Origin of the sequence: Alteromonas sp. B31-7 (assembly GCF_015767655.1) — a bacterium.
Classification (GTDB): Bacteria; Pseudomonadota; Gammaproteobacteria; order Enterobacterales; family Alteromonadaceae; genus Alteromonas; species Alteromonas australica.
Genome location: NZ_CP065233.1, coordinates 1,810,016 through 1,834,214 on the forward strand (window position 1 = coordinate 1,810,016; position 24,199 = coordinate 1,834,214).

Consider the following 24,199-nt stretch of genomic DNA (forward strand, 5'->3'; position numbering starts at 1 on the left):
GAAATGAATTCACGTATTGCCGAGGTTACACAGCGCATTATCGAGCGCAGTAAAGAAACACGTAAAGCCTATTTAGACAAAATAGAAGCCGCGCGCCGACAAGGTCCTCATCGTGGCGTATTGTCATGTGGTAACTTGGCTCATGGCTTCGCAGCATGTGGTACAGCAGACAAAGCCGATCTGCGTTCTATGACGAAAGCGAACGTGGCCATTGTGTCTGCGTACAACGATATGCTGTCTGCTCACCAACCCTACGAAACCTACCCAGCGATTATCCGCGAGGCGGTAAAAAACGTAGGCAGTGTTGCACAATTTGCAGGTGGCGTACCTGCGATGTGTGATGGTGTTACCCAAGGCCAAACCGGTATGGATTTGAGCCTAATGAGTCGTGACAACATAGCACAAGGTGCAGCCATTGCGCTATCGCACAACATGTTTGATTCTGCGCTAATGCTAGGCATTTGTGACAAAATTGTACCAGGGCTGCTTATGGGCGCCTTGAGTTTTGGTCACTTACCCACGGTATTTGTGCCAGCCGGCCCTATGCCTTCTGGGTTGCCGAATAAAGAAAAAGCCCGTGTAAGACAAGAGTTTGCAGAAGGTAAAGTGGGTCGTGATGCACTGCTTGAAGCCGAATCGCAATCGTATCATTCTGCTGGAACGTGTACCTTCTATGGTACCGCTAACTCTAATCAGTTAGTCGTGGAAATGATGGGGTTACACCTTCCTGGCTCATCATTCGTTAATCCAGGTACAGAGCTACGTGATGCACTTACCCGCGCTGCGGCTGTGCGTTCTACACGCATTACCGACCTTGGCGACGAATATACGCCAATTGGTCATATCGTTGACGCGAAGGCCATTGTAAACGGCCTAGTGGGCTTGTTGGCAACCGGTGGGTCTACGAATCATACGATGCACCTCATCGCAGTTGCGCGTGCAGCGGGTTACATTATTAACTGGGATGACTTCTCAGACATTTCAAATGCTGTTCCTCTACTCACACGTATCTATCCAAATGGTTCTGCTGATATTAACCATTTCGTGGCAGCAGGCGGCATGTCATTGCTTATTAAACAGCTTCTAGATGCTGGTTTATTGCATAACGATGTGAAAACCATCTGTGGCGAAGGCTTAGATTTCTATACCAAAGAGCCTATGCTCAAAGACGGCGAAGTAGAGTGGCGTGATGGCCCAACTGAGTCTCTCGATAAAGAAGTTTTAGCCACAGTAGAAACGCCGTTTAAACCAGACGGTGGCGTTAGTGTATTAGAAGGTAATCTTGGCCGCGCGGTATTTAAAACGTCTGCATTGCCAGAGCCTCAATGCGTAATTAAAGCGCCAGCGGTTGTATTTGAAGATCAATTCGATCTTGATGCGGCTTTCAAAGAAGGGAAGTTGGATAAAGATTGTATTGTTGTGGTGCGCTTCCAAGGCCCATCTGCTATTGGTATGCCAGAGCTCCACCGCTTAACTCCTCCTCTAGGTGTGCTTCAGGATAAAGGCTACAAAGTCGCTTTGGTCACTGATGGCCGTATGTCAGGCGCGTCAGGTAAAGTACCAGCCGCCATCCATGTTACCCCAGAAGCGTTCAAAGGCGGTTTGTTAGCGAAAGTGGAAGAGGGCGATATTATCGAACTCAACACGGAAACGGGCGCATTGTCACTACTGGTTGATGATGAAGTGTTAGCTGCCCGTGAAGCAAAACCTGCCAATATCGATCATCACCATATTGGTATGGGGCGTGAGCTATTCGGCGGTATGCGCGCTGTTCTGACTGGTGCAGAAGAAGGTGCGTGTTCGCTGTTTTACACTCAGGAGCAAGCGTAATGAGCCAGAAGTTTGTGGCTGATGTAGGCGGCACCAATATTCGCGTGGCTAGGGTTACCGAGTCAGGCGTCGCCGACATTAAGAAATACATGTGCAATGACTTTGCCAGCATTGATTTAGCGATTGCGCAGTATTTTGCTGATATGCCAGAACACACCTTTACGCAAGGCTGTATTGCTATTGCGTGCCCTGTACTCGGTGACTTAGTGGAAATGACGAACCACAGTTGGTCTTTTTCTCAACAAGCGCTGAGAACTCAGTTACACCTAGATAGCCTTTATGTGATCAACGATTTTACTGCGGTGGCGCATTCGCTTCCTGTGCTAGCGCAAGATCAAGTGGTTCAAATTGGTGAAGGTACGCCGGTGGCTGAGGGCAATATTGCCGTTTTCGGCCCAGGCACCGGTTTGGGTGTTGAGCATATCACCATGACATCCTCAGGTTGGCAGACCCTCGACGGCGAAGGCGGTCACACAGATTTTGCCCCTGTAGATGAAACTGATGTGGTTGTATGGCGTCATTTGCAAAAGCAGTTTGGCCGTGCATCAGCAGAAGAGGTGATGTCGGGTAGAGGTTTACTCAATATTTATACTGCATTGGCACTACACGGCGGCAATACGCCAGTGTTTACAGAGCCTGCGCAAATTACCTTAGCGGCATTGGAAAATACCTGTGACATTGCGGTAGCAACACTCACCCAATTTTGTCGAATCATGGGTAGCTTTGCCGGTAATTTGGCGTTAAACATGGCCACTACGGGTGGTGTATTCATTGGCGGTGGTATTGCTAACCGTTTCCCTGAGTTTATTAAATCAAGCGATTTTAGAGCGCGATTTGAAGCGAAAGGGCAGATGAAGCACTACGTGAAAGACATTCCTACCTACTTGATAGCAGAGCCAGACCACGGTTTATTGGGGGCGGCTGCTTATCTTCAACAACATACTGCGAGCTGATTTATGACAACAAAATGGAAATATTCACCAGAGGAAATATTTGCGGCCGGCCCCGTTGTACCAGTATTGGTCATTAACGATGTGGAAAAGGCGGTACCACTGGCTAAAGCGCTTATGGAAGGCGGAATTAAAGTATTAGAAGTTACCTTAAGAACCCCGGCTGCAATTGATGTGATCAAACGTATCGCACAAGAAGTGCCAGATTCTTTAATTGGTGCAGGGACAGTAACTAATGCACAACAATTGAAAGCAGTGACGGAAGCTGGCGCTAAGTTCGCCATAAGCCCAGGTATGACCGCTGATTTGTTAAAAGCTGGAATGGAAGCTGAAATTCCATTGATTCCAGGAATTTCTTCTACCTCTGACCTGATGAAAGGTAAAGATGCGGGTTACACCCACCTTAAATTCTTCCCAGCAGAGGCTTCGGGTGGTGTTAAGGCTATCAAAGCAATTAGTGGTCCATTCCCAGACTTCACTTTCTGCCCAACAGGTGGCATTGGACCGGGTAACTATAATGATTACCTCGCACTGAAAAACGTGAAGTGTGTGGGTGGTTCTTGGTTAGCCCCAGATGATGCCATTGAATCGGGTGATTGGGCACGTATTACCCAATTGGCGAAAGAAGCGGTAGCGGGTGCGAAAAACAGCTAATCCTGTTTTTACGCGATAAATATTATAAACGCCTTGGTTTTAAACACTAAGGCGTTTTTGTTTGTACGTTAACCGTTTTCTTATGACGGTTGGCAAGCGCCACGATAGAATTTTAAAGGAACAGCAAACATCCATCAGTGATGCGCAGCTAAACACTATTTAGGAGATACGCGTTGTATCAATGTGTGTTCAGCTTGAGGCGCTAATGTTTTTCCCCCCGTAATAGCACTTTCCACACAAACCATGTGTTTATACCCAAACGCATCCATGTCAGAGATTGATGCGGCACCCTGCCAAGGATTCCACACAACCAAAGAGTCATTGCCTTGTGAGCTCACTTGGGTAAAGTCATTGCCTTCAACTTCAATATAGGTTTCAGCAATGGCTGCAAGGTGAATACGGTCGGTTTCTTGATGGAAGGTATAGGGGGAGGGGGTCACTTTCACCGCCCAGTTTTGCGTTTTATCTTTATACTGACCAGCAATGCCGGTTAGTGCTGTTTTTTGAATATGGTCTACTTGAAAGTAAGTGTGCAGTGCACAATTATATTCAAAGGGAACAACGCCGGTGTTTTTAGTGGCCAAGGTGACCGTCAGCGAGGCACCTACAGTGACTGAAAGCGTCACTTCGCAATCGTATTCAAAGCCCTCTGCACGGGTAAAAGAAGGGGCCAATACAATGTGAGTAGCTTCACCGGTTTCTTCAGTCGATACAATCTTCCACGTTTGCGTTCGTAAAAAGCCGTGGGAGGGAAGTTCACCCTTCTCTTTACCGTGATCGTCACTAAACCATGGCCAGCAAACGGGAATGCCGCCGCGAATTGGACGCTCGCCGTTTAAATAAGCATGAGGGCTTAACCAAAGCCTTTCTTGGTTATCGCTTTTAGGGATGTAAGAAAGCACATGACCACCGAATAAGCTAATTTTAGCTGAAGCTAAGTCGTTCTCTATATCAAGAAACGTCAAACCTCCCGCCTCACTTACGGTTATTGAATCTACAAGTGTCATATTTTCTCCGTGAATCTGCGCTGCAATAGGGTTGGCGCGGTCATGTCATGCCTGTCTTTATTGAATGTTTATTATGTGATGAAAACAAAAAAGGTGCGACATTAATCGCACCTTTTTTCGGCATTTAAGCATGCCATACTATACTTATGTCTATTAACACATAAGTAATAGCCACCTATTACTTAGAAATGTGTGCTACCAAGTCTAATACCTTGTTTGAATAACCCCATTCGTTATCGTACCAAGATACCACTTTTACAAAGGTGTCAGTTAACGCAATACCGGCAGTAGCATCGAAAATAGAGGTGTTTGCATTACCAATGAAATCGTTAGATACAACCGCATCTTCGGTATAGCTCATAATGCCTTTAAGCTCGCCTTCAGAGGCTTCCTTCATGGCAGCACAGATATTTTCGTAGCTTGTAGGTGTTGCTAAGTTAACAGTTAGGTCAACAACCGACACGTTTGGCGTAGGTACACGGAATGCCATACCTGTTAGCTTGCCGTTAAGCTCAGGAATAACTTTACCTACCGCCTTTGCAGCGCCTGTCGATGATGGAATGATGTTTTGACCAGCACCGCGGCCACCACGCCAATCTTTCATCGAAGGTCCATCAACGGTCTTCTGAGTTGCCGTTGTGGCGTGAACTGTCGTCATAAGACCATCAACAATGCCAAATTTGTCGTTTAGTACTTTGGCCAGTGGTGCAAGACAGTTTGTGGTACAAGAAGCGTTAGATACAATTTCTTGACCTTCGTAGCTGTCGTGGTTAACACCCATAACAAACATTGGCGTGTCATCTTTAGATGGGGCAGACATAACCACTTTCTTCGCGCCAGCTTCAATATGCTTAGCAGCGGTATCTTTCGTTAGGAATAAACCCGTAGACTCTACAACCACGTCTACATCAACGTCGTTCCACTTCAATGAAGCAGGATCTCTTTCTGATGTAATGCGAATGTTTTTACCGTTTACAACAAGGTTATTGTTGTCTACTTTGATCTCACCGTCGAATAAACCGTGAGTCGAGTCGTACTTCAAAAGGTAGGCAATGTAGTCTGTATCTAATAAGTCGTTAATGGCGACTACTTCAATGTCTTCGCGAGCAGCAGCTGCGCGCATTACTAAACGACCTATACGACCGAAACCATTGATACCGATGCGAATTGTCATGACGTACCTCGATAATTGTTTAAAATATGAAAATAAATTACGTAAAGTATGGATCAAAATGCCATAATTGGCAAAAGAAAAAGCTAAAATGTTGCAAAATTACGAATTTGTACTTATGCAATCGTATTCAGTTTTCCTAAGCGCATCTTTCTAGAATAATGTTAAAAATTTGTATTTGCGCGCAACTGTTTTTGCTGCGCATGTATCACACTGACTTTAAAGTGGCTTTCACTGAACACAGGAATCACTCACAATGACACAACAGCTTCTGCAACAACTGGTTGAAATGCGCGGAATTGAAACCCAATACGTTGATGCATGGGGAAAACCAGCAACCATCGCAGAGTCGAGTAAAGCCAAGTTGCTCAACACGCTAGGTTATGACACCGAGAGCGACGAAAAAATTCAGTCTCAAATTGCATATGATATTCAATCGGTTTGGTTATCTCCGCTTAACCCTGTACACGTGATACGTAGCAATGAGCCATTGCATTGCGCGGTTCGCTTGCCCATTGAACTGGTAAACGATGAACATGTCATGACAATCACTTGTGAAAATGGAGACACCCACGAACATCGTTTCGTTCCCATCGATGCCCCCATGTCCACCATGGCGCACATCGATGAAGTGGAATTTCACGAATACATTATTGCGTTGCCTTTCACACTCCCTCTTGGTTATCACTCGCTAACCTTGAGTGCAGATGGCGACGGGTTTGCAACCTCTAGACTGATTATAGCGCCTCACGCTTGTTATACGCCCCAAAGTGTCAAAGAGGGCAAAAAAATTTGGGGGCTTAGCGTTCAATTATATTGTGTGCGAAGTGAGAAAAACTGGGGCATAGGCGACTTTAGTGATTTGTCTTTGTTAATCGAGAATGCGGCTAATGTCGGCGCTGATTTTATTGGGCTAAACCCCATACATGCCCTATATCCGGCCAACCCCAATGCGTGTTCTCCTTATGGTCCTAGTTCACGCCGGTGGCTAAATTACCTCTATATAGATGCTACTACCGTTGAGGGTTTTGAAGATGAGGGTGTTCAAGCAATTGTTAACGACCCGGCATTCCAAACTACATTAGCGCATGCCCGCCAAGTTGAGCATGTAGATTATGACGCGGTGGCTCATCTGAAGATTACCGCGTTGAAAGCAATATTTGATGTATTCGACGCGCGATATCTGCGTAAAAACACCAAGCAAAATAAAGCCTTTAAAGCCTTTGTTAGTGAAGGTGGAGAAAGCTTAGATATGCTAGCCGTTTATGATGCATTGCAGTCTCACCTTAAAGAGGACGGTAAGGAGAGTTGGGGCTGGCCGGTATTCCCTGAGCAATACAAAGATTATCATAACCCTGCGGTGGCAAAATTTAAAAAAGCCCACGGGAAAGAAGTAAAGTTTTATTTATTCTTACAGTGGATTGCGGCTCAGCAACTCGAGGCATCCAGCCAAAAAGCGAAAGACTGTGGCATGACGATAGGTTTGTACCGTGATTTAGCGGTCGGGGTGAGTGAAGGCAGCGCTGAAATTTGGGGAAATAAAGATCTCTACTGCACGAATGCCAGCGTAGGGGCTCCGCCGGATGTACTGGGGCCATTAGGTCAAAATTGGGGGTTGCCACCCATGGACCCGCGTAAATTGTACGAGCAAGCATATCAGCCCATTATCGATTTGTTCGCGGCCAATATGGCATCGTCTGGCTCACTTCGCATCGACCATGTGATGGCTTTATTGCGCTTGTGGTGGGTAGTTAAAGGTGATGATGCAAAAGAGGGCGGGTACGTCTATTACCCTGTTGATGATCTACTGGGAATTTTAGCGTTAGAAAGCCATCGCAATGAAAGCTTAGTGATTGGTGAAGATTTAGGCACAGTACCTGAAGAAATTCGCGCAAAACTTGCAGACAACGGTGTGTATTCTTATCGTGTGTTTTTCTTTGAACAAGCTGAGGATGGTGGGTTCTTTTCACCGAGCCATTATCCTATTCAGTCTATGTCTACCTTAACCACCCATGATATGCCCACACTCATTGGATATTGGCACTGTTTAGACTTAGAGTTAGGTAAAGACATTGGGCTATATCCCACTGACGAAATTTTAGACGTGTTGTACGCTGATAGGCATCAACAAAAGCAAGCGATTTTAAATACCTTGCATGGTCATGGTTCAGTGTCTGAAGAGGTTGGCCACGACGTTAATATGACAGGCATGACGAAAGCGTTAAACTTTGGAATGCAGGTTCACATGGCCGGAGGCTCAAGTGCATTATTGAGTTTGCAGCTGGAAGATTGGTTAGAAATGGATAAACCCGTCAATATTCCAGGTACCTTCAATGAATACCCCAACTGGCGTCGAAAGCTAACACGAAATATTGAAGACATCTTTGATAACCATGATATAACAGCATTAGCAGCTAGGTTAACGGACGCTCGATTGAAAGCGAGCCAATAACTATCTCATTGAGTAAAAAGATGAGTTTGGTGTGCAATTGCGCACGCCTTTGCCTACATTTAGGCACAGAGCCCGCTATTAGCGGGCTTTTAAAAGGAGTATTTAATGCAAATATCGCAACAGTTAAGTCATGCCGCGTGTTCTCAGCCTTTCAGCCATTTAGGCCCCGTTCATAATAAAAACTCATTGATTATTCGTGTATGGCGACCCGATGCGAAATCTATCACGCTTACCTGGCCATCAGCGGCATCAATTAACGACCTTGTACTAACATTAAATACCAAAACTGGGCTGTTTGAAGGTGAAGCGCCAACTATCGCAGAAAGATATGTATATACAGTGGTGGTTTCTGTCAGTGCTGTGGGCCAATGTGGAAACGAACAAGGGGATGTAAACCTTGGGGCAAGCACATATCGCTACATTGATCCTTATCAATTTCAAGAGCAAGCGTATCATGCCGTTCATTATATCGATGCTGCGCCAGCAAACCTCTATCAGCAAGCAGGTGCACAACTCGTTTTTACACAAAAAGAAAACATAAGTGCTACGCGATTTTGTGTTTACGCTCCTAATGCCAGCGCTGTATCGGTTATTGGCGATTTTAACCAATGGGATGGACGGCTTCATCCCATGCAAAAAACCTCTCTCGGCTTTTGGGTGCTTGTTATTCCCGCTGTTGGCGAAGGCGAACGTTATAAGTATCAAATTAAAGATGCTCAGGGGTTCGAGTTACCCCACAAAGCAGACCCTGTAGGCTTTAGCGCAGAGCAGTACCCCTCCCACGCGTCTAAAATCTTCGACCATTCTCGCTATACATGGCAAGACAGCGAATGGATGGCGGCGCGAAAAGCGGATAAATACCATCAACCTATGAGTATTTATGAAGTACACCTTGGGTCGTGGAAAAAGCCAGAAGATAATAGCGAACAACGCTACTTGACCTACAAAGAGTTGGGTGAGCAATTAATTCCTTATGTAAAAGACATGGGGTATACCCACATAGAATTACTGCCCGTTTCAGAATTCCCCTTTGATGGCTCTTGGGGCTATCAACCCGTGGGTATGTTTTCACCCACCAGCCGATTTGGCGAACCTGATGAGTTCAAGCAATTTGTAGATCAATGCCACCAAGCAGGTGTGGGTGTCATCATAGATTGGGTGCCAGCACATTTTCCTGAAGATGGGCATGGCCTGGCGCGCTTCGACGGTTCCCATGTGTACGAATATGAAGATCCGCGTAAAGGCTGGCACCCAGATTGGAACTCGTGTATCTACGATTTCGGCAAGCAAACCGTACGACAGTTTTTAGTGGCCAACGCGTTATTTTGGCTAGATAAATTTCATATTGATGGTCTGCGTGTCGATGCGGTTGCCTCTATGCTTTACTTGGATTACTCCCGAAATGAGGGGGAGTGGATCCCCAATGTCGACGGCGGAAACGAAAACTACGAGGCAATTAGTTTACTGCGTTGGATGAATGAAGAGGTTTACAAGCATTACCCTGATGCCATGACCATTGCTGAGGAATCAACTTCATTTCCCAAAGTATCTCGCCCTGTATTTGATGGCGGATTAGGCTTTGGATTTAAATGGAATATGGGGTGGATGCACGATTCATTGCATTACATTTCTAAAGATCCCGCCTACAGGCATTACCATCACGGTGACATTACATTTAGCATGGTCTATGCCTTCGATGAGAATTTCGTATTGCCAATTTCCCACGATGAAGTGGTACACGGAAAGGGCAGCTTAATAGGAAAGATGCCTGGCGATGAATGGCAACAAGCGGCAAATTTGAGATGTTACGCTGGCTTTATGTACGGTCACCCAGGTAAAAAGCTCAACTTTATGGGTAATGAAATTGGTCAGTCACGAGAGTGGAATCATGATAGCGGCCTCGATTGGCACTTGTTACAGTATGAAAAGCACAAGGGTATACAAGCGCTTTATAAGGCGCTAAATCGCCTTTATGCTAGCACGCCTGCTCTCCATGAACTGGATCATGAACATCAGGGTTTCCAATGGATTGACCACGGAAATGCTGAACAAAGTATTGTTTCCTTCGTAAGATACGCTAAAGATAAACAGCAACAGGTTTATGTGATTAGTAACTTTACGCCGGTGCCAAGAACGCACTTCAGATTGGGCGTTAAACAAAATAGCCGATTACGCCTTGCGCTAAATACCGATAGTCAGCTATTTTGGGGAAGTGACTATGCCACTATTGAGCAAGTATCAAGTGAGCCGGTTGCGTGGAATGATTGTAAAGAATCTGTCGAAATCACACTGCCGCCATTAGCGACATTGTTTTACGTTACTGAATAGGAAGAAGGGTGGACGCCGTACTTGCTGCTGTCAAAGACTTTCAGGTTTCAGTAGGAGAAGCCTACCCCTTGGGTGCCACTTTGGTTGACCACGGGTGTAATTTCGCCATTTACGCGCCAGATGCCAAAGCGGTTATTCTGTGCATTTTCCATAGAGACACGGAAGAACTTTGGGCAGAAATTGTTTTGCCTGAAAAAAGCGGTGACGTATGGCACGGCTTTGTTGCTGATATAGAAGCTGGTGCACTCTATGGATATCGCGTATTGCGTGGCGACCTTGATCTTCATGCATCGCCCACTGATAAACTGCTTATTGATCCTTATGCCAAAAAGCTCAGTCGTCCCATAAACTGGGACGCGCGGCAATACAAACACGATTCGCAGTTTATGATCCCTAAGTGTGTGGTGGTGAATGAGCAAGTCTATTCCACACAGTCGAGTTCGCCAGTACAAGTGGCCAAGCATAAACGCATTGTTTATGAAGCTCACGTTAAGGGCTTAACTAAATTACACCCCGAGGTGCCCAAAGCCCATCAGGGAAAATACCTTGGTGCATGTCACCCTTCTGTGGTTGAACATATAAAGCAACTGGGCGTCACCACAGTACAGTTTATGCCCTTGTGCGCCTTTATGCCCGAGCCATTTATCACCGAAAAGGGGTTAACTAATTATTGGGGGTACAACCCCATTAACTTTTTCGCACCAGAGCCACGCTATGCAAACGAAGATGCACTTGCTGAAATAAAAACCATGGTAGATACCTACCATCATGCTGGTATTGAAGTCATTGTTGATGTGGTGTTTAACCATACCGCTGAAAGTGGAAAGGGCGGCCCTGTCTTATCTTTTAAGGGGCTGTGTCCTTACCAAGCCTACCTACTTGAACAAACTAAACGTGGAGAATTGGTTTACTCCAATCATTCCGGTTGCGGAAATACGGTGAATACTTCTCACCCCTATATGATGACCTTGATTCTGGACGCCATGCGTTTTTGGGTAACGACAATAGGGGTAGACGGTTTCCGTTTTGATTTAGCCGTGAGTTTAGGTCGAGAGCCACAAGTTTTTAACCGCTATTCGGGGTTAATTCGCGCGATAGGCCAAGACCCTTTTTTGCGTAACAAGGTATTGATTGCAGAACCTTGGGATATAGGTCCTGGAGGCTATCAGTTGGGGAATTTCCCTACGCCATGGTTAGAAGTTAACGACAAATACCGCGATACGGTTCGCGCATTTTGGCGTGGTGATGAGGGTGTGACGCCGGATTTTGCTACCCGGTTAATGGGCTCAAGAGATGTATTTCACAAGGGCTACCGACATATCTCAACGTCGGTGAACAATGTCACTTATCACGATGGCTTCACACTTCATGACTTAGTGAGTTATGCCGAGCGGCATAACTTAGCGAATTTAGAAGATAACAGAGATGGTCACGGCCATAACTTGTCTGCCAATTACGGTGTTGAAGGTGATACAAAAGACCCGGATATTCTTACGCTTAGAGAGCGACAGAAGCGCAACTTATTCGCCACCCTTATTTTTTCTCAGGGCACGCCCCATGTATTAGGCGGCGATGAGTTAAGCCGTAGCCAACAAGGCAACAATAATGCGTACTGCCAAGACAATTCCATCAGTTGGCTGAACTGGGAAATGAATAAACGAAAACAGGACTTTCTCGACTTTTGTAAGTACGTCATAGCCTTAAAACGGGCGTCTTCGTTGCTAAGTGAAGTCAGGTTAGACGATGATGATTTCACCGTTACACGCAACGTAAGCCACGTAAATTGGTTTAAACCCGATGGTAGCGATAAGGCATCAGAAGATTGGAATGAAAAGCACAACAAAGCCTTTGGCGTAGAAATAAGAGGGTGCGCATTGGATGAACACACTCCTGAACACTGGTTTTTGTGTTTTAACGCAGGTGATAACGACGTGCGCTTTCAGTTGCCTACGTTGTCGCCAAATGGGGGATGGACACTGCGCTTGGACACCCGTTACTCCTCTTTGCAAGAGCAGCCCAATATTTGTATCCAGCAGGTGTTTATGCAAGCTGCTCGATCCATTTCATTATTTAGCTTTAGCGAAATCCAAAGGTAGGGAAGAAATACCGATATAAGCTTTACCTTTGATGGCAAATAAAACAGATGGGATTTATTTCACTCGTGAATACTGTTCTTTGCGTATGTTGGTGGTATCATGCGCTCCCATCTGAAAAGTGAGGGTTATCCTATGCAAAGTGAAGGTGGTAAACAGCACGATTTGAACGCGTGTGACATTGGTTTTATCGGTTTAGGGGTCATGGGAAGTAACCTTACCATGAACTTAGTTGACCACGGTTACCGCGTGGCATGTTTCGACTTAGATCAACCTAAAGTAGAATCTATTTTGGCTAAAGACGCCAGTGAGCGTGGCGAAGGTGTTGCCCCTCGGGTTGAAGGCTGCAGTTCTTACACTGAACTGCTGAGCAAATTAAAAGCCCCTCATCTTATTATCATTTCCGTACCTGCAGGCGACCCTGTTGATCACGTATGTCATCACTTAATTGATGCGGGTATTCACGCTGACGATATCGTTGTCGATACAGGGAACAGTCTTTGGACCGACTCTGTGGCTCGTGAAGCGCAATACAAGGGCAAGTTCATCTTTTTCTCAACCGCTGTATCTGGTGGTGAAGTGGGTGCTAGGTTTGGTCCCTCACTGATGCCTTCAGGTAACCCTTACGCGTGGACACGTATAGAGCCTGTATTAAAGGCGATTTCTGCAAAAGCGGATGCTATCACGGGAAAACCGATAGAAAGCTTTACACCAGGAAATCCTGTGCTAGAAGGGGAGCCATGCGCGACTTATATTGGTCCCATTGGCGCTGGTCACTACGTGAAAATGGTACACAACGGCATCGAATATGCCGACATGCAGCTAATATGTGAAACCTATCACATTATGCGTGAAGCCCTTGATATGACACCAGCTGATATTGCCGCGGTTTTCCGAAAATGGAATGAAGGGAAGTTAAATAGTTACCTGATTGAAATCAGTGCCGACGTGCTAGAGCAGTGTGACCCCGAAACAGAGCAACCTCTCGTTGATGTTATTCTAGACCGTGCTGGTCAAAAGGGAACAGGATTGTGGACGGCTGTCAGCGCACTTGAAGTTGGCAGTCCCGCACAAACCATCACGTCGGCAGTATTTGCTCGCAGTATCTCTTCACTAAAAGACGAACGTGTTGCTGCAAGTAAATTGTTAGCAGGGCCAGCAAGCGTAAGCTTCGATGATGATCAAAAGCAGGCCATTATTGATAAGCTAGAGCACGCACTTTATTGTTCAAAAATTTGCGCCTATGCCCAAGGCTTCCAATTAATGGCGATGGCGGGCAAAGAACATGGTTGGAATCTTGAGTTTGGCGAAATTGCAAAAATTTGGCGCGCAGGTTGTATCATCCGTGCCGTTTTCTTGCAGTCTATTTCAAAGGCGTATGAGAACAACGAAGAACTGGACAATTTGTTGTTAGACCCTTTCTTTGCCGAGCAAATTACACAGTATCAGTCAGATTGGCGTGAATCAATTGCGCAGGCTACGCTTGCCGGCGTACCTTGCCCCTCAATGATGTCTGCATTGAGTTACTACGACTCTTATCGCACGGCTGTATTACCTGCAAACTTGTTGCAGGGTCAAAGAGACTATTTTGGTGCGCATACCTACCAACGTGTAGACAAACCAGCTGGTAAGAAATATCACCTTGAATGGAGCGATCCAAACCGGCCGCAAACGTCTATAAAACGTTAGTACCGAAAAGGTAATAGTTGTAAGGTGTATCTATGATTAGATACACCTTTTTTGTTTTTTTGGGGGAAATATGTCGCAGCAGGAATGGAAAGATAAATTATCTGAAGATGAGTACCGCGTGTGCAGACAAGCCGCCACGGAACGACCCTTTACTGGCGTGTTGCTTGATGAAACCCGTGAGGGACTTTATGTCTGTAAATGCTGTGGCGCACCCTTGTTCTCGTCTGATACAAAATTTGACGCAGGGTGCGGCTGGCCTTCATTTTACCAACAGCTAGATGATGCAAACGTCGATTACCGAGAAGATCACACTCATGGAATGCACAGAGTAGAAATATTGTGTAAGCAGTGTGAGGCTCATTTAGGGCATGTATTCCCTGATGGACCAGAACCGACAGGGCAACGATACTGTGTGAATTCTTTATCGCTTACCTTTAAAGGTAAAGACAGTAGTGTGGTAAAGGGATAAGGCAGAAGTGAGTTTACCGCAACAATACAGCGGCGCGGTTATAAAGGTAAACAATTGATTAAAAAACGTACTGCTTGGGGTGTCTTGCCCGTTGCCAAGAGATAAAAAACGCGCTTAAAGCGCGTTTTTTTTATTTTTTTAGAGGTAATCTAGGTGTAATTCATTTTCATAATCTAGAGTTTATCTAAAAGCAGCTTGTTTGCGTTAAAGCTGCCTTCATCTAACGCCTTCACAATATCGTCGACAATTTTATCTAATATAGAGACTGGCAAGTTATGGTTTTCTTTTAGATAGCTAGCCTGGTCTAAATTCATACGTTCATCGTACTCTGCTGCTACTGCCATCCACACATAAGCCATACGATACTTTTCACTATCAAGGGCTAATGTGTATAAAGAATGATAAATGGCTAGGTCAACATCATCGCTATCATCGTATAAACTTAACGCACGATACAAGGTGGCTACTGTCTTTTTAGCGTCGGTTTTTACTTGCACCGAAGCAAGGGCTACTAATAAGCTTGGGTCGCTAATGCGCTGGCTAGCTGCATAACGCTCGAAGCGATTAAATGCTTGTTCATCACCAAAGCGCGTCCAATGATAATAAGACAAGTACGGATCCAGCGACGCTTTGGTTTCTCGCGCTAACCGTTTCAATTCCCGTTGCGCAGTAATAACGCCTTTTAGGCGTGTTGCTTCTTTGCCTTTACGCCTTATATGTTCAATGTGCTGCACTTCTTCTACACACACTAAATACTTCTCAAACGCTAGGAGAAGAGGGTATTTATACGCCTCTGAAGTATCATCTTTGTGGTTGTATCTTAGGCGTATTATTTCAGCCCGTTCAAAACGGCAACGGGCATCTAAGCTTAAGTCCAGACACAGGTTTGGCTGGGTGTTACATATCTCTGAAATGGTGGGCTCAAACCACTCGCTGCAACTCGATAGCAGAAACGCGAGAAGCACAATCGCTAATGGTTTTCCTGAAAATGTGGAAAAATTACTAAATAATCGAGCTAAAAACTGTGTTTTCTTATTTTTATTGAAATTTATCAACAATTTGGTCATCCCTGTCTGTTTGATTAAGATACTGCTCGTCACCGTCAGACGAATAACTCACCTAGTGTACCCTAAAACTTTAAAAAACTGACGTGCCTCTTACAGTTAATTTACGCCAATCAAGGTAAAAGAATGAACCAACAGTTTGAACAGGAACTACAAAGTAGCTGGCAAGAACGCCAAGAATACGCAGAAATGATGCTGCCTCTCATTGGTAAACTTTACCGTAACAATGCCGTAGAAATCTCCGTATACGGTCGCTCACTCTTAAACGCCAGTGCTATTGATGTCATTAAAGCCCATCGAAAAGTACGGTTGCATGAGGGGATTAAATTACGCCTTCGTGAAAGCTACCCCATCGTGGCCGCCCTTAGTGAGATGAAACTGGCCCCTGCACAAATTGATGTGGGTAAGTTAGCGTTTGACTTTAACTACGGGTCGGCGGTAGACAAAGACGACCTTAACGCCTATTTGCGAGACAAGTTAAGCGAAGTTGTTGATAAAGACGATAGCCAACAGCCACAAGATGTTGTGTTGTATGGTTTTGGCCGAATCGGTCGTTTGTTAGCCCGTTTACTTATCGAAAGACAAGGCAAAAACAACAAGCTAAGGCTGCGCGCTATTGTGGTTCGTGGTGGCCGAGACGGCGATCTCGAAAAACGTGCAAGCTTATTGCGTAGAGACTCAGTACATGGGCCATTTAATGGCAGTATCACAGTAGATGAAGAGCGCAATGCGTTAAAAGCAAACGGTTCATTTATTCAGGTTATTTACGCGAACAGTCCAGATGAAGTGGATTACACCCAGTACGGTATTGATAACGCAATTATTATTGATAATACCGGTATTTGGCGTGATAAAGATGGGTTAGGGCTGCACCTCAAGGCAAAAGGGGCTGCGAAAGCTATCCTTACAGCGCCAGGCAAAGGCGACATTAAAAATATAGTTCATGGTGTAAACCACGAGGAAGTGACGCCGCAAGATACTATTGTATCTGCAGCGAGTTGTACGACAAATGCCATTACGCCGGTACTAAAAGCATTAGATGAAGAGTATGGCATTGAAAATGGACATGTAGAAACCGTTCACTCGTACACTAACGATCAAAATCTCATTGATAACTACCATAAAGGTGACAGACGGGGCCGAAGCGCGCCGCTGAACATGGTTATTACGGAAACAGGCGCTGCCAAAGCGGTGTCTAAAGCCTACCCGAAATTGGCGGGTAAACTAACGGGCAACGCCATCCGCGTGCCTACCCCGAATGTGTCTTTGGCTATTTTAAACCTCAACCTAAAAACCACCACAGACAAATTAGCCGTGAATGAGTTTTTGCGTGACACCGCATTGTTCTCGCCACTGCAACATCAGATAGACTATACCGCCAGTAAAGAAATTGTGTCCACTGACTTAGTGGGGTCACGGGCCGCGTCTGTGGTAGATTCTCAAGCTACCATCGCGCAAGATAATCGCCTTACCCTTTATGTGTGGTACGACAACGAATTTGGTTATAGCTGCCAAGTGATGAGAGTGGTACGAGATATGGCCGGCTTAAGCTTTCCGACCCTGCCTCTTTAATAAGAAAATGAACAAGAAACCGACCCTTGCGGTCGGTTTTTTTATATGTGTAAACAAATTGAAGATGGCTTCACTTTAATTCATCGCGCTGCGCGTGGTATTTTTGTTGTTGTCTATGCTAAATTAGCGCACAAATAATTAGGAAAACGACAGTCTATGCATATTTCCAGTCAATTTGACAGCGGCAACATTCATGTTGTGCGGGCAAAAAGCCCTGAAGATATTCTTTTAACTATCCCCAAAGACAATCAGTCTGATTTTGCACAATGGTTTCATTTTCGCTTAGTGGGGGAAGCCTTTGTTACCCATACTATGACCATTGCTGAGTTAGCAACGTCGGCATATCCAGAGGGTTGGAAGGACTACAACGTACTTGCTTCCTACGACCGTCAAAACTGGTTCAGAGTGCCGAGCGACTTTGATGGCGACAATCTGACGTTCTCATTAACGCTAGAACAGCCCAGCGTCTATTTTGCTTACTTTATTCCTTATAGCTACGAACGTCACCTCGACCTTATTCACGAAGCGCAAAATGCTTTACTGTGTGAACATCGATTCCTCGGCTTAACCCTTGATGGCAGAGATATGTCTATGCTGGTTATTGGTGAGGAAACGCCTGAGAAGAAAAAAGTATGGATTACAGCGCGCCAGCATCCTGGTGAAACAATGGCACAATGGTGCGCACAGGGTATCATTTATCGCTTACTGGATGAACAAGACGGACTGGCTCGACAATTGCTGGATAAAGCGGTGTTCTATATTGTGCCAAACATGAATCCAGATGGCAGTGCACGCGGGCATTTAAGAACTAACGCCGTAGGCACAAACCTTAACCGCGAGTGGGCTGAACCTACGAAAGAGAAGAGCCCCGAGGTACTTTATGTACTTAACGCTATGTCGCAAATCGGCGTAGATATGTACCTTGATTTGCACGGCGATGAGGCATTGCCGTACAACTTTGTGGCAGGCACGGAAGGAAATCCAAGTTATAACTCTGAAATTGAAGCATTAGAAAATACCTTTAAACAGGCTTTATTGAATGCAACACCAGAATTTCAGGATGAGTTCGGTTACGATAAAGACGCGCCAGGCGAAGCTAATTTGGCGGTGGCATCGAATGCAGTGGGTGAAAAGTTTAACTGCATGGCTTATACCGTTGAAATGCCGTTTAAAGATAATGCTGATTTACCTGACAAACTGTATGGTTGGTCGGTTCAGCGTAGCGAACAACTAGGTGAAGATTTACTTATCGCCGTTAACGCGGTTGTGAATGCACTTAAATAATAAATAGCGAAATCACTATGCATGCCTTGGGTTCCAGGGCATGCAAAAAAATACAATAATAGAAATCATAACAACAATATAAAGAAGGGGTGTTACCTTGGAAGGGTTATATAGTTTTCTTATCCTGATCGACGGGTTTTTGGGGAGTGCAGGTTGGTTTCCCTATGTGTTACTTGGTGTGGGTCTATTTTTCACCATTTATCTTAAATTCCCACAAATACGGTTTTTCAAACACGCCTGGCAAGTCGTTACAGGTAAATTCGACAAAGAAAGCGATCCAGGGGATACCACGCATTTTCGCGCGTTAACCACAGCACTTTCTGGCACTGTGGGTACAGGTAATATCAGTGGTGTGGCGTTTGCTATCTTTTTAGGTGGTCCAGCGGCATTATTTTGGATGTGGGTGACGGCCTTTTTAGGTATGACAACAAAGTTTGTTGAAGTAACCCTTTCCCACAAGTATCGAGTGAAAACAGAAGATGGCACCATGGCGGGTGGCCCTATGTACTATATGGACCGCCGCTTGAATATGAAATGGTTGGCGGTGGCTTTTGCTATTGCCACTGTGGTTAGCTCGTTTGGTACAGGAAACCTTCCCCAAAGTAACGGTATTGCACAAAGTATTGAAGCGACGTTTGGCTTTGAGCCTTGGATGGTGGGTAGCGTACTGGGTATCTTACTTGCGCTGGTTATTCTTGGTGGTATTCAACGCATTGCAGCGTTCACTGCGCGTGTTGTGCCTGTCATGGCGGTTATTTACCTTATTGGTGCGCTAGCCGTTATTTTTGCCAATATCGAGAACATTGGCCCTTCTTTTGCCGCCGTTATTAGCGATGCCTTTACTGGGTCGGCGGCAGCGGGTGGCTTCCTTGGAGCGTCATTAACCTATGCTTTTAACCGTGGTGTAAACCGAGGTCTGTTTTCTAACGAAGCGGGTCAAGGTTCAGCGCCTATTGCCCATGCCGCGGCGAAAACAAAAGAGCCAGCGTCAGAAGGGATGGTTTCATTACTTGAACCTTTTATCGACACCATTATTATTTGTACCATCACGGGTTTAGTTATTTTGTCTTCAGGGGTATGGAATGAGAAGCACCAAAATGTGTTCGATCGTTCTGACATGCTTTTTGTTGAAGGGAAGTACGAAGAGAATAAACAAGCTGATGTTGAAAAGCTATTTAGCTATCTTAATGAAATCGATCTTACGGCGATAGAGCCCTACAACGGTACAATTACGGTTGTTAACGGAACGGCAGTAAGTGATGGCTATACGTTACTTAACTCTCGTTCAATTGCAGAAGACGTAACCTATTCAGTGGGAAGTGAAGATTTATTTACTGGTACATTAACCATAGAAGACGGTAAACCGTTAAAGCAAAATTTAGAAGTAAGCGGTAAGTCATTGGTTCACTCGGCAGCATTAACGACGATCGCGTTTACTCGTGGTTTCTTCGGTAATTTTGGTCAGTACATTGTTTCTATCGGGCTTATGCTATTTGCTTTTTCTACAGCAATTGCATGGTCTTATTACGGCGATAGGGCAATGACATATCTGCTTGGTCCACGTTCTGTCATGCCTTATCGAGTCATTTACGTTGCGGGCTTTGTTTGGGCCGCCGTATCTGATACTACCTTGGTGTGGGCATTATCGGCAGTAGCAATCGTAATAATGACTTTACCGAACCTATTTGGTATTGTTCTGCTAAGTAAAGAAATGAAAGAAACCATGAACGATTATTGGTCTAGAACTAAAAAGTAATCGCTAATGGTGAATGCGTGAGGATGTAAACGTGGTAGCAAGAAGTTTACACTCTCGCGCATTTTTTATTCTGATTTTTTAATAAGCGCTTCTGCTCGCCATTTTCTTATCAGGTTTCTTTTCATCATTCGCGCAACCAATGCTGCCTGGTTATTTTTATCAACACAAACAGGAGCAAAAAATGGCACTCGTCAATTGTCCTTCATGTAACAAAAAGACCTCAGACAAAGCAAAAGTTTGCCCCCACTGTGACTTTCGCATTGGCAACGCTTCGGCTGAAGATATTGAGCGTAAGCAGCAGCTACAAAAATTTAAGAAATTACAAAGTATTCAAAATCAGTCATTGCTAGCCATGCTAATATTTGTAGCAGGGTTTGCTTTTATGTATTGGGGCGGTACTCGTCCAGGAGATTTACAGCATAACCTGGCGATTGTTTGCAGTATCACGGGCTTTGTGTGGTATCTTGTGAACCGCGTAAGAACAGTATTAATTAAACGATTTTCTTGATGAATATAGATGTATTAGTAAACAGCATGACCGCAGACGTTTATGAACGCCTGCGTAGTGCAGTGGAAACAGGTAAGTGGCCGGATGGTACGCCGTTAAGTGACGATCAAAAAGCGAGCAGTATGCAAGCCGTTTTGCTGTATCAGGCAAAAATTGCGAAGTCTTCGGAACACATGACCGTGAATGAAAACGGTGAAATAGTGCATAAAAGCAAGCAAGAATTCAAACGCGCCCTCCAAGGCGACAGTGATGATAACAACACCATAGCGCGGTTTAAACAGGATGATATTTAGTCGGTTATTTGCTCCTTCTCACACCAGTCAGAATCCCGAAAAAAGACGGGAAGCCATAAAAAATCTATCACCGGAAAAACCCACAGATAAAACACTATTACACGAGTTGGCGTTTAATGATGAAAATGCCGATGTCAGCTTAGACGCCTTAAATAAGCTGGGGTCTTTCGTGTTATGGCAAAAGATGTCCCAGATTGCTAAGCATGAACGTGTACAACGTACAGCAAACAAAGTGGTGTTAGCGTGTCTAATGGGCGAAGGAGAAATTACGATTTCCCGAGCCGAAAAAGCCGCATTTCTAAAAGAATCGGCCAGTGGCGATTTAGTACAGCAGGTTGTCCTTGCTGACCCTGAATTATTGCACGATATTTCTTTGGCTAAAGTGTTAATTGAAAAAGTCGCCAAGCCAGCCTTCTTCCAAAACGTGTTTTTACACTACGCTAGCGGTGAACTTCAGGCGGTTATGCTATCGATGATAGATGATTTGTCTTTGCTACAAAAGCTGGAAAAGAAAACCAAAGGGCAGGCCATTCATTCTGAGGTACAAGCGCGGGTTAACGCCCATAAAGAAGCCAGCGAGAAACCCAAACGCTTATTGCGAGAAATCACTTTATGCCTGTCAAAATACAATGCCTTGTTAGACAAGAGTGATGTGGAAGATATAGAGGATAAGCAAGCAACGCTTGAAGGTGATTATAAAGCGCTTTTACGTGAAGCTTCCATTTTATCTGAACAAGATAAGGACGAGGTTGAGCAAAAATACCTGCGTATTTCGCAATCATTAGAGCGCTACCTTGCCCGCCTTCGTCCAGAATGGGAAGCCAAGCAGGCTAAAGCGCATATCGAAAAGCTGGAGGCCTTGTGCAACGAGCAGCGCAAGCATGCTATTCAGCAAGTCGATTGGCTTTATTACGAGCGATTATGCGATGCAACCATTGCTGACGTCGCCGTGGTTAATGAGTCGGTACGTGCGTTAGAGGCGACATTCGAGCACCTTGAAAATACGTCGGCAAATTCAAGCCTGGTTGATAAAACAACACAGACACTATCGCAGTTGAATGAAAAAATAACAGCGTTTTCTATGCAACAGCAGTACGCCCAAAAACTATTGGTTGTTATTGCCGACGCGGAATCCCTGGCTGACACTGTAACCGCCGCCACTGATACCTTGAAGTCTGACTCAGCGGAATCTCAGGTAGAAAGCGTTGAGGAAAAAGCCGATAGTCAATCGAATAACGTGGTCGACGTCAAAGTAGAATTCAACGCACTTAACGAAAAGTTTGATGGGCTTAAGGCGCAACTTTCTTCAATACCTAAAGGTTTGATGTCACGTTGGAAAAAAGCCAGTGCCCGTATTAATAAGCAACACGTGCAGGAAAAAGCCAACATTGACGCTAAACTTCGTCAATGCAGAAAGCAACTGAGTGTGATTGAAAGCCTGATTGAGCAAGGTCGATATCGTGCGGCCATGGCAAAGTTTGAGAAAGTTCGTGAACTTGTCAGTAGCAGTGATGAAGGTACACAAAAAGCAGTAGCAAAGCGTTTTGAAGGCGTTGCTGAGGAAATTTCTCGTTTAGAAGGCTGGCAGTCTTATATTGCTGGCCCTCGCAAGCCAGCGTTACTTGAAGAGGCGAAGCGACTAGCATTGACACCCATGGAAGACGTGAAATCAAGAACCGAGTCTATTCGGTATTTGCGACAACAATGGCTTTCTCTTGGAAGTAGTGCAGAAGATAAAGATACGTTGCAGGTGGCATTTGATGACGCCCTGGAGCAGGCATTTCAACCTTGCCGAGATTACTACGCCGACATGGATGCTAAGCGGGAAGAAGCCAAACTGGTTCGTGAAGCAATTGTTGCCGATGCGCAGTCAATTGATCTCAGCCAGCCTGAAGCTACTGTGGTGAAAGTGGTAGATAGACTGAGTAAGGCATGGCACCAAGCGGGTCAAGTAGATAAGAAAGACTACGAGTCACTTAAACGCGCGTGGAAAACGGCAATTGCTCCAGCACAAGATAAAATTCATGCTTGGAACATGGCCAATAAAGAACAGAAACAGGCGTTAGTGGCAGAAGCTGAACAACTGGCCGGGGCTGAAGCGCTTGCGGGTGCATCTGAAAAAGCCCAGCAGTTACAAGCTCAATGGAAAACCATTGGTCATGCAGGAAAGCGAGACGAGAGCCGGTTATGGAAAAGCTTTAAACAAGCCAACGATACCTTGTTTGAACGATTAAAAGCGCAAAGGAAGGCACAATCTAACGAATTTGATGCGCAATTTTCCCAATTGATGGATTCGCTGTCTACCGCTGATGAGGCGGCTAATGAAAGCGAAGTCAACGACATTATCGCGCGTGTTGAAGAAGCTGCGGCAGGCTTGCCCCATGGCCTTAACGCCAAACTACAAAAGCGGATCGCCACGCTTACCGCCAGCCGTGATAAAGCAAAAATTGCTCACAAAAAAGCCCAGCAGGACGCGCGTGCTACGGCTTTTGCCGAGCAATTGAGGTGTAAGCTTGAGGGAGCCGACGAGGCACTTAAAAATAGCGAAAGCCATGCGGCCTTGTTGGGTAAACGCTGGACAAATTTATTTTCACACGCTAGCGGAGCCAGCCACAGTCGACACTGGTTAACCGTGGCACTTGAAGCGGTGGCTGAAATGCCCACGCCTGAAGCAGATGCTAACCTAAGAACCGATGTTCAGTTAACCATGATGACTGCCAAGTTAGAACATGGTGAGCAGGTAGACCCTGTTCAATTATTAGAAGATTGGGTGGCAATAGGTGATATTACCGCGGATGAAGGCGCTTTAGTTGAACGCGTTATTGCGGTCGTTAATGCTAGGCCTGAATGGTTAGGTTGATATGGAAAACAGCATAGAATACGTTTTCGAAAGTGAGATGACCGCCTATCGTTTTTTAAATACAGTGAAACATATGGATGTTGACGCGTTACGAGTAAAATTTGGGCGCAGTGATCATCACGTATTTGTAGGCTATCGCGTGGCGATGGGGGAGTTCGATTCAACCTTGTCTAAATTAGACGATTTAGCAAGAGAGCTAAACGGACAAGAAGCATAAAA

Annotated in this window: 18 protein-coding genes; 15 read left to right on the forward strand and 3 right to left on the reverse strand. The window is 45.2% G+C overall.

Going from position 1 to position 24,199, the window contains the following annotated elements; all coding sequences use genetic code 11:
- Nucleotides 1–3: 3 nt before the first annotated feature.
- The 3 genes from edd to IUA53_RS07685 are packed head-to-tail and all read left to right on the forward strand — an operon-like array spanning nt 4 to nt 3,434.
- A complete protein-coding gene (gene edd / locus IUA53_RS07675; RefSeq protein ID WP_044057363.1) occupies nt 4–1,830 on the forward strand; it encodes a phosphogluconate dehydratase in 1,827 nt (608 codons plus the stop codon).
- Nucleotides 1,830–2,783, forward strand: a complete 954-nt coding sequence (glk, locus tag IUA53_RS07680) for a glucokinase (RefSeq protein WP_196899004.1) — start codon at nt 1,830–1,832, stop codon at nt 2,781–2,783. Before edd ends, glk begins: the two co-directional genes overlap by 1 nt.
- Before the next feature lie 3 nt (nt 2,784–2,786).
- Nucleotides 2,787–3,434 carry a bifunctional 4-hydroxy-2-oxoglutarate aldolase/2-dehydro-3-deoxy-phosphogluconate aldolase gene (locus IUA53_RS07685; protein ID WP_044057361.1) on the forward strand — a complete coding sequence of 216 codons (648 nt, stop codon included), beginning with the start codon at nt 2,787–2,789 and terminating at the stop codon, nt 3,432–3,434.
- A 155-nt stretch (nt 3,435–3,589) separates the two neighbouring features.
- Here IUA53_RS07685 and IUA53_RS07690 read toward each other — a convergent pair whose 3' ends face one another.
- Nucleotides 3,590–4,441: a D-hexose-6-phosphate mutarotase gene (locus IUA53_RS07690; protein ID WP_044447785.1), complete on the reverse strand. Its 852-nt coding sequence runs from the start codon at nt 4,439–4,441 to the stop codon at nt 3,590–3,592.
- Between the two features lie 178 nt (nt 4,442–4,619).
- Nucleotides 4,620–5,615 (reverse strand): type I glyceraldehyde-3-phosphate dehydrogenase, encoded by a 996-nt coding sequence (gap, locus tag IUA53_RS07695; RefSeq protein WP_044057359.1) that lies wholly within the window; start codon nt 5,613–5,615, stop codon nt 4,620–4,622.
- Between the two features lie 253 nt (nt 5,616–5,868).
- Between gap and malQ the strand changes: the two genes are divergently transcribed.
- The 5 genes from malQ to msrB all read left to right on the forward strand — a co-directional run bounded on the left by malQ (nt 5,869) and on the right by msrB (nt 14,643).
- Nucleotides 5,869–8,064: a 4-alpha-glucanotransferase gene (gene malQ / locus IUA53_RS07700; protein ID WP_196899006.1), complete on the forward strand. Its 2,196-nt coding sequence runs from the start codon at nt 5,869–5,871 to the stop codon at nt 8,062–8,064.
- 105 nt (nt 8,065–8,169) lie between these two features.
- The gene (gene glgB, locus IUA53_RS07705; protein ID WP_196899008.1) at nt 8,170–10,392 is read left to right on the forward strand and encodes a 1,4-alpha-glucan branching protein GlgB; all 2,223 of its coding nucleotides are present in this window, start codon (nt 8,170–8,172) and stop codon (nt 10,390–10,392) included.
- A gap of 8 nt (nt 10,393–10,400) precedes the next feature.
- Nucleotides 10,401–12,488 (forward strand): glycogen debranching protein GlgX, encoded by a 2,088-nt coding sequence (gene glgX, locus IUA53_RS07710; protein ID WP_196899009.1) that lies wholly within the window; start codon nt 10,401–10,403, stop codon nt 12,486–12,488.
- Between the two features lie 132 nt (nt 12,489–12,620).
- The gene (gndA, locus tag IUA53_RS07715; protein ID WP_196899011.1) at nt 12,621–14,174 is read left to right on the forward strand and encodes an NADP-dependent phosphogluconate dehydrogenase; all 1,554 of its coding nucleotides are present in this window, start codon (nt 12,621–12,623) and stop codon (nt 14,172–14,174) included.
- Between the two features lie 70 nt (nt 14,175–14,244).
- Complete coding sequence (msrB, locus tag IUA53_RS07720) at nt 14,245–14,643, forward strand: peptide-methionine (R)-S-oxide reductase MsrB (RefSeq protein WP_044447776.1); 399 nt, start codon at nt 14,245–14,247, stop codon at nt 14,641–14,643.
- Between the two features lie 173 nt (nt 14,644–14,816).
- Here the strand turns inward: msrB and IUA53_RS07725 are convergent, their stop codons facing one another.
- Complete coding sequence (locus IUA53_RS07725; RefSeq protein WP_196899013.1) at nt 14,817–15,710, reverse strand: DUF2989 domain-containing protein; 894 nt, start codon at nt 15,708–15,710, stop codon at nt 14,817–14,819.
- A gap of 123 nt (nt 15,711–15,833) precedes the next feature.
- Here IUA53_RS07725 and IUA53_RS07730 point away from each other — a divergent pair, with 123 nt between their 5' ends.
- The 7 genes from IUA53_RS07730 (at nt 15,834) to IUA53_RS07760 (ending at nt 24,197) form a co-directional block, all read left to right on the forward strand.
- Nucleotides 15,834–17,279, forward strand: a complete 1,446-nt coding sequence (locus tag IUA53_RS07730) for a glyceraldehyde-3-phosphate dehydrogenase (RefSeq protein ID WP_044057354.1) — start codon at nt 15,834–15,836, stop codon at nt 17,277–17,279.
- A gap of 156 nt (nt 17,280–17,435) precedes the next feature.
- Nucleotides 17,436–18,563 (forward strand): M14 family metallopeptidase, encoded by a 1,128-nt coding sequence (locus IUA53_RS07735; protein WP_196899014.1) that lies wholly within the window; start codon nt 17,436–17,438, stop codon nt 18,561–18,563.
- 97 nt (nt 18,564–18,660) lie between these two features.
- On the forward strand, nt 18,661–20,319 hold the full coding sequence (locus IUA53_RS07740; protein WP_044057352.1) for an alanine/glycine:cation symporter family protein: 1,659 nt from the start codon (nt 18,661–18,663) through the stop codon (nt 20,317–20,319).
- A 181-nt stretch (nt 20,320–20,500) separates the two neighbouring features.
- On the forward strand, nt 20,501–20,827 hold the full coding sequence (locus IUA53_RS07745) for a Zn-ribbon protein (RefSeq protein WP_044057351.1): 327 nt from the start codon (nt 20,501–20,503) through the stop codon (nt 20,825–20,827).
- Nucleotides 20,827–21,120, forward strand: a complete 294-nt coding sequence (locus IUA53_RS07750) for a YeaC family protein (protein WP_044057350.1) — start codon at nt 20,827–20,829, stop codon at nt 21,118–21,120. Before IUA53_RS07745 ends, IUA53_RS07750 begins: the two co-directional genes overlap by 1 nt.
- Entirely contained in the window at nt 21,110–23,980 is a 2,871-nt protein-coding gene (locus tag IUA53_RS07755; protein WP_196899016.1) for a DUF349 domain-containing protein, read from the forward strand. The genes IUA53_RS07750 and IUA53_RS07755 overlap by 11 nt, the downstream gene beginning before the upstream one ends.
- Before the next feature lies 1 nt (nt 23,981).
- Entirely contained in the window at nt 23,982–24,197 is a 216-nt protein-coding gene (locus IUA53_RS07760) for a hypothetical protein (protein ID WP_044057348.1), read from the forward strand.
- The last annotated feature ends 2 nt before the right edge of the window (nt 24,198–24,199 follow it).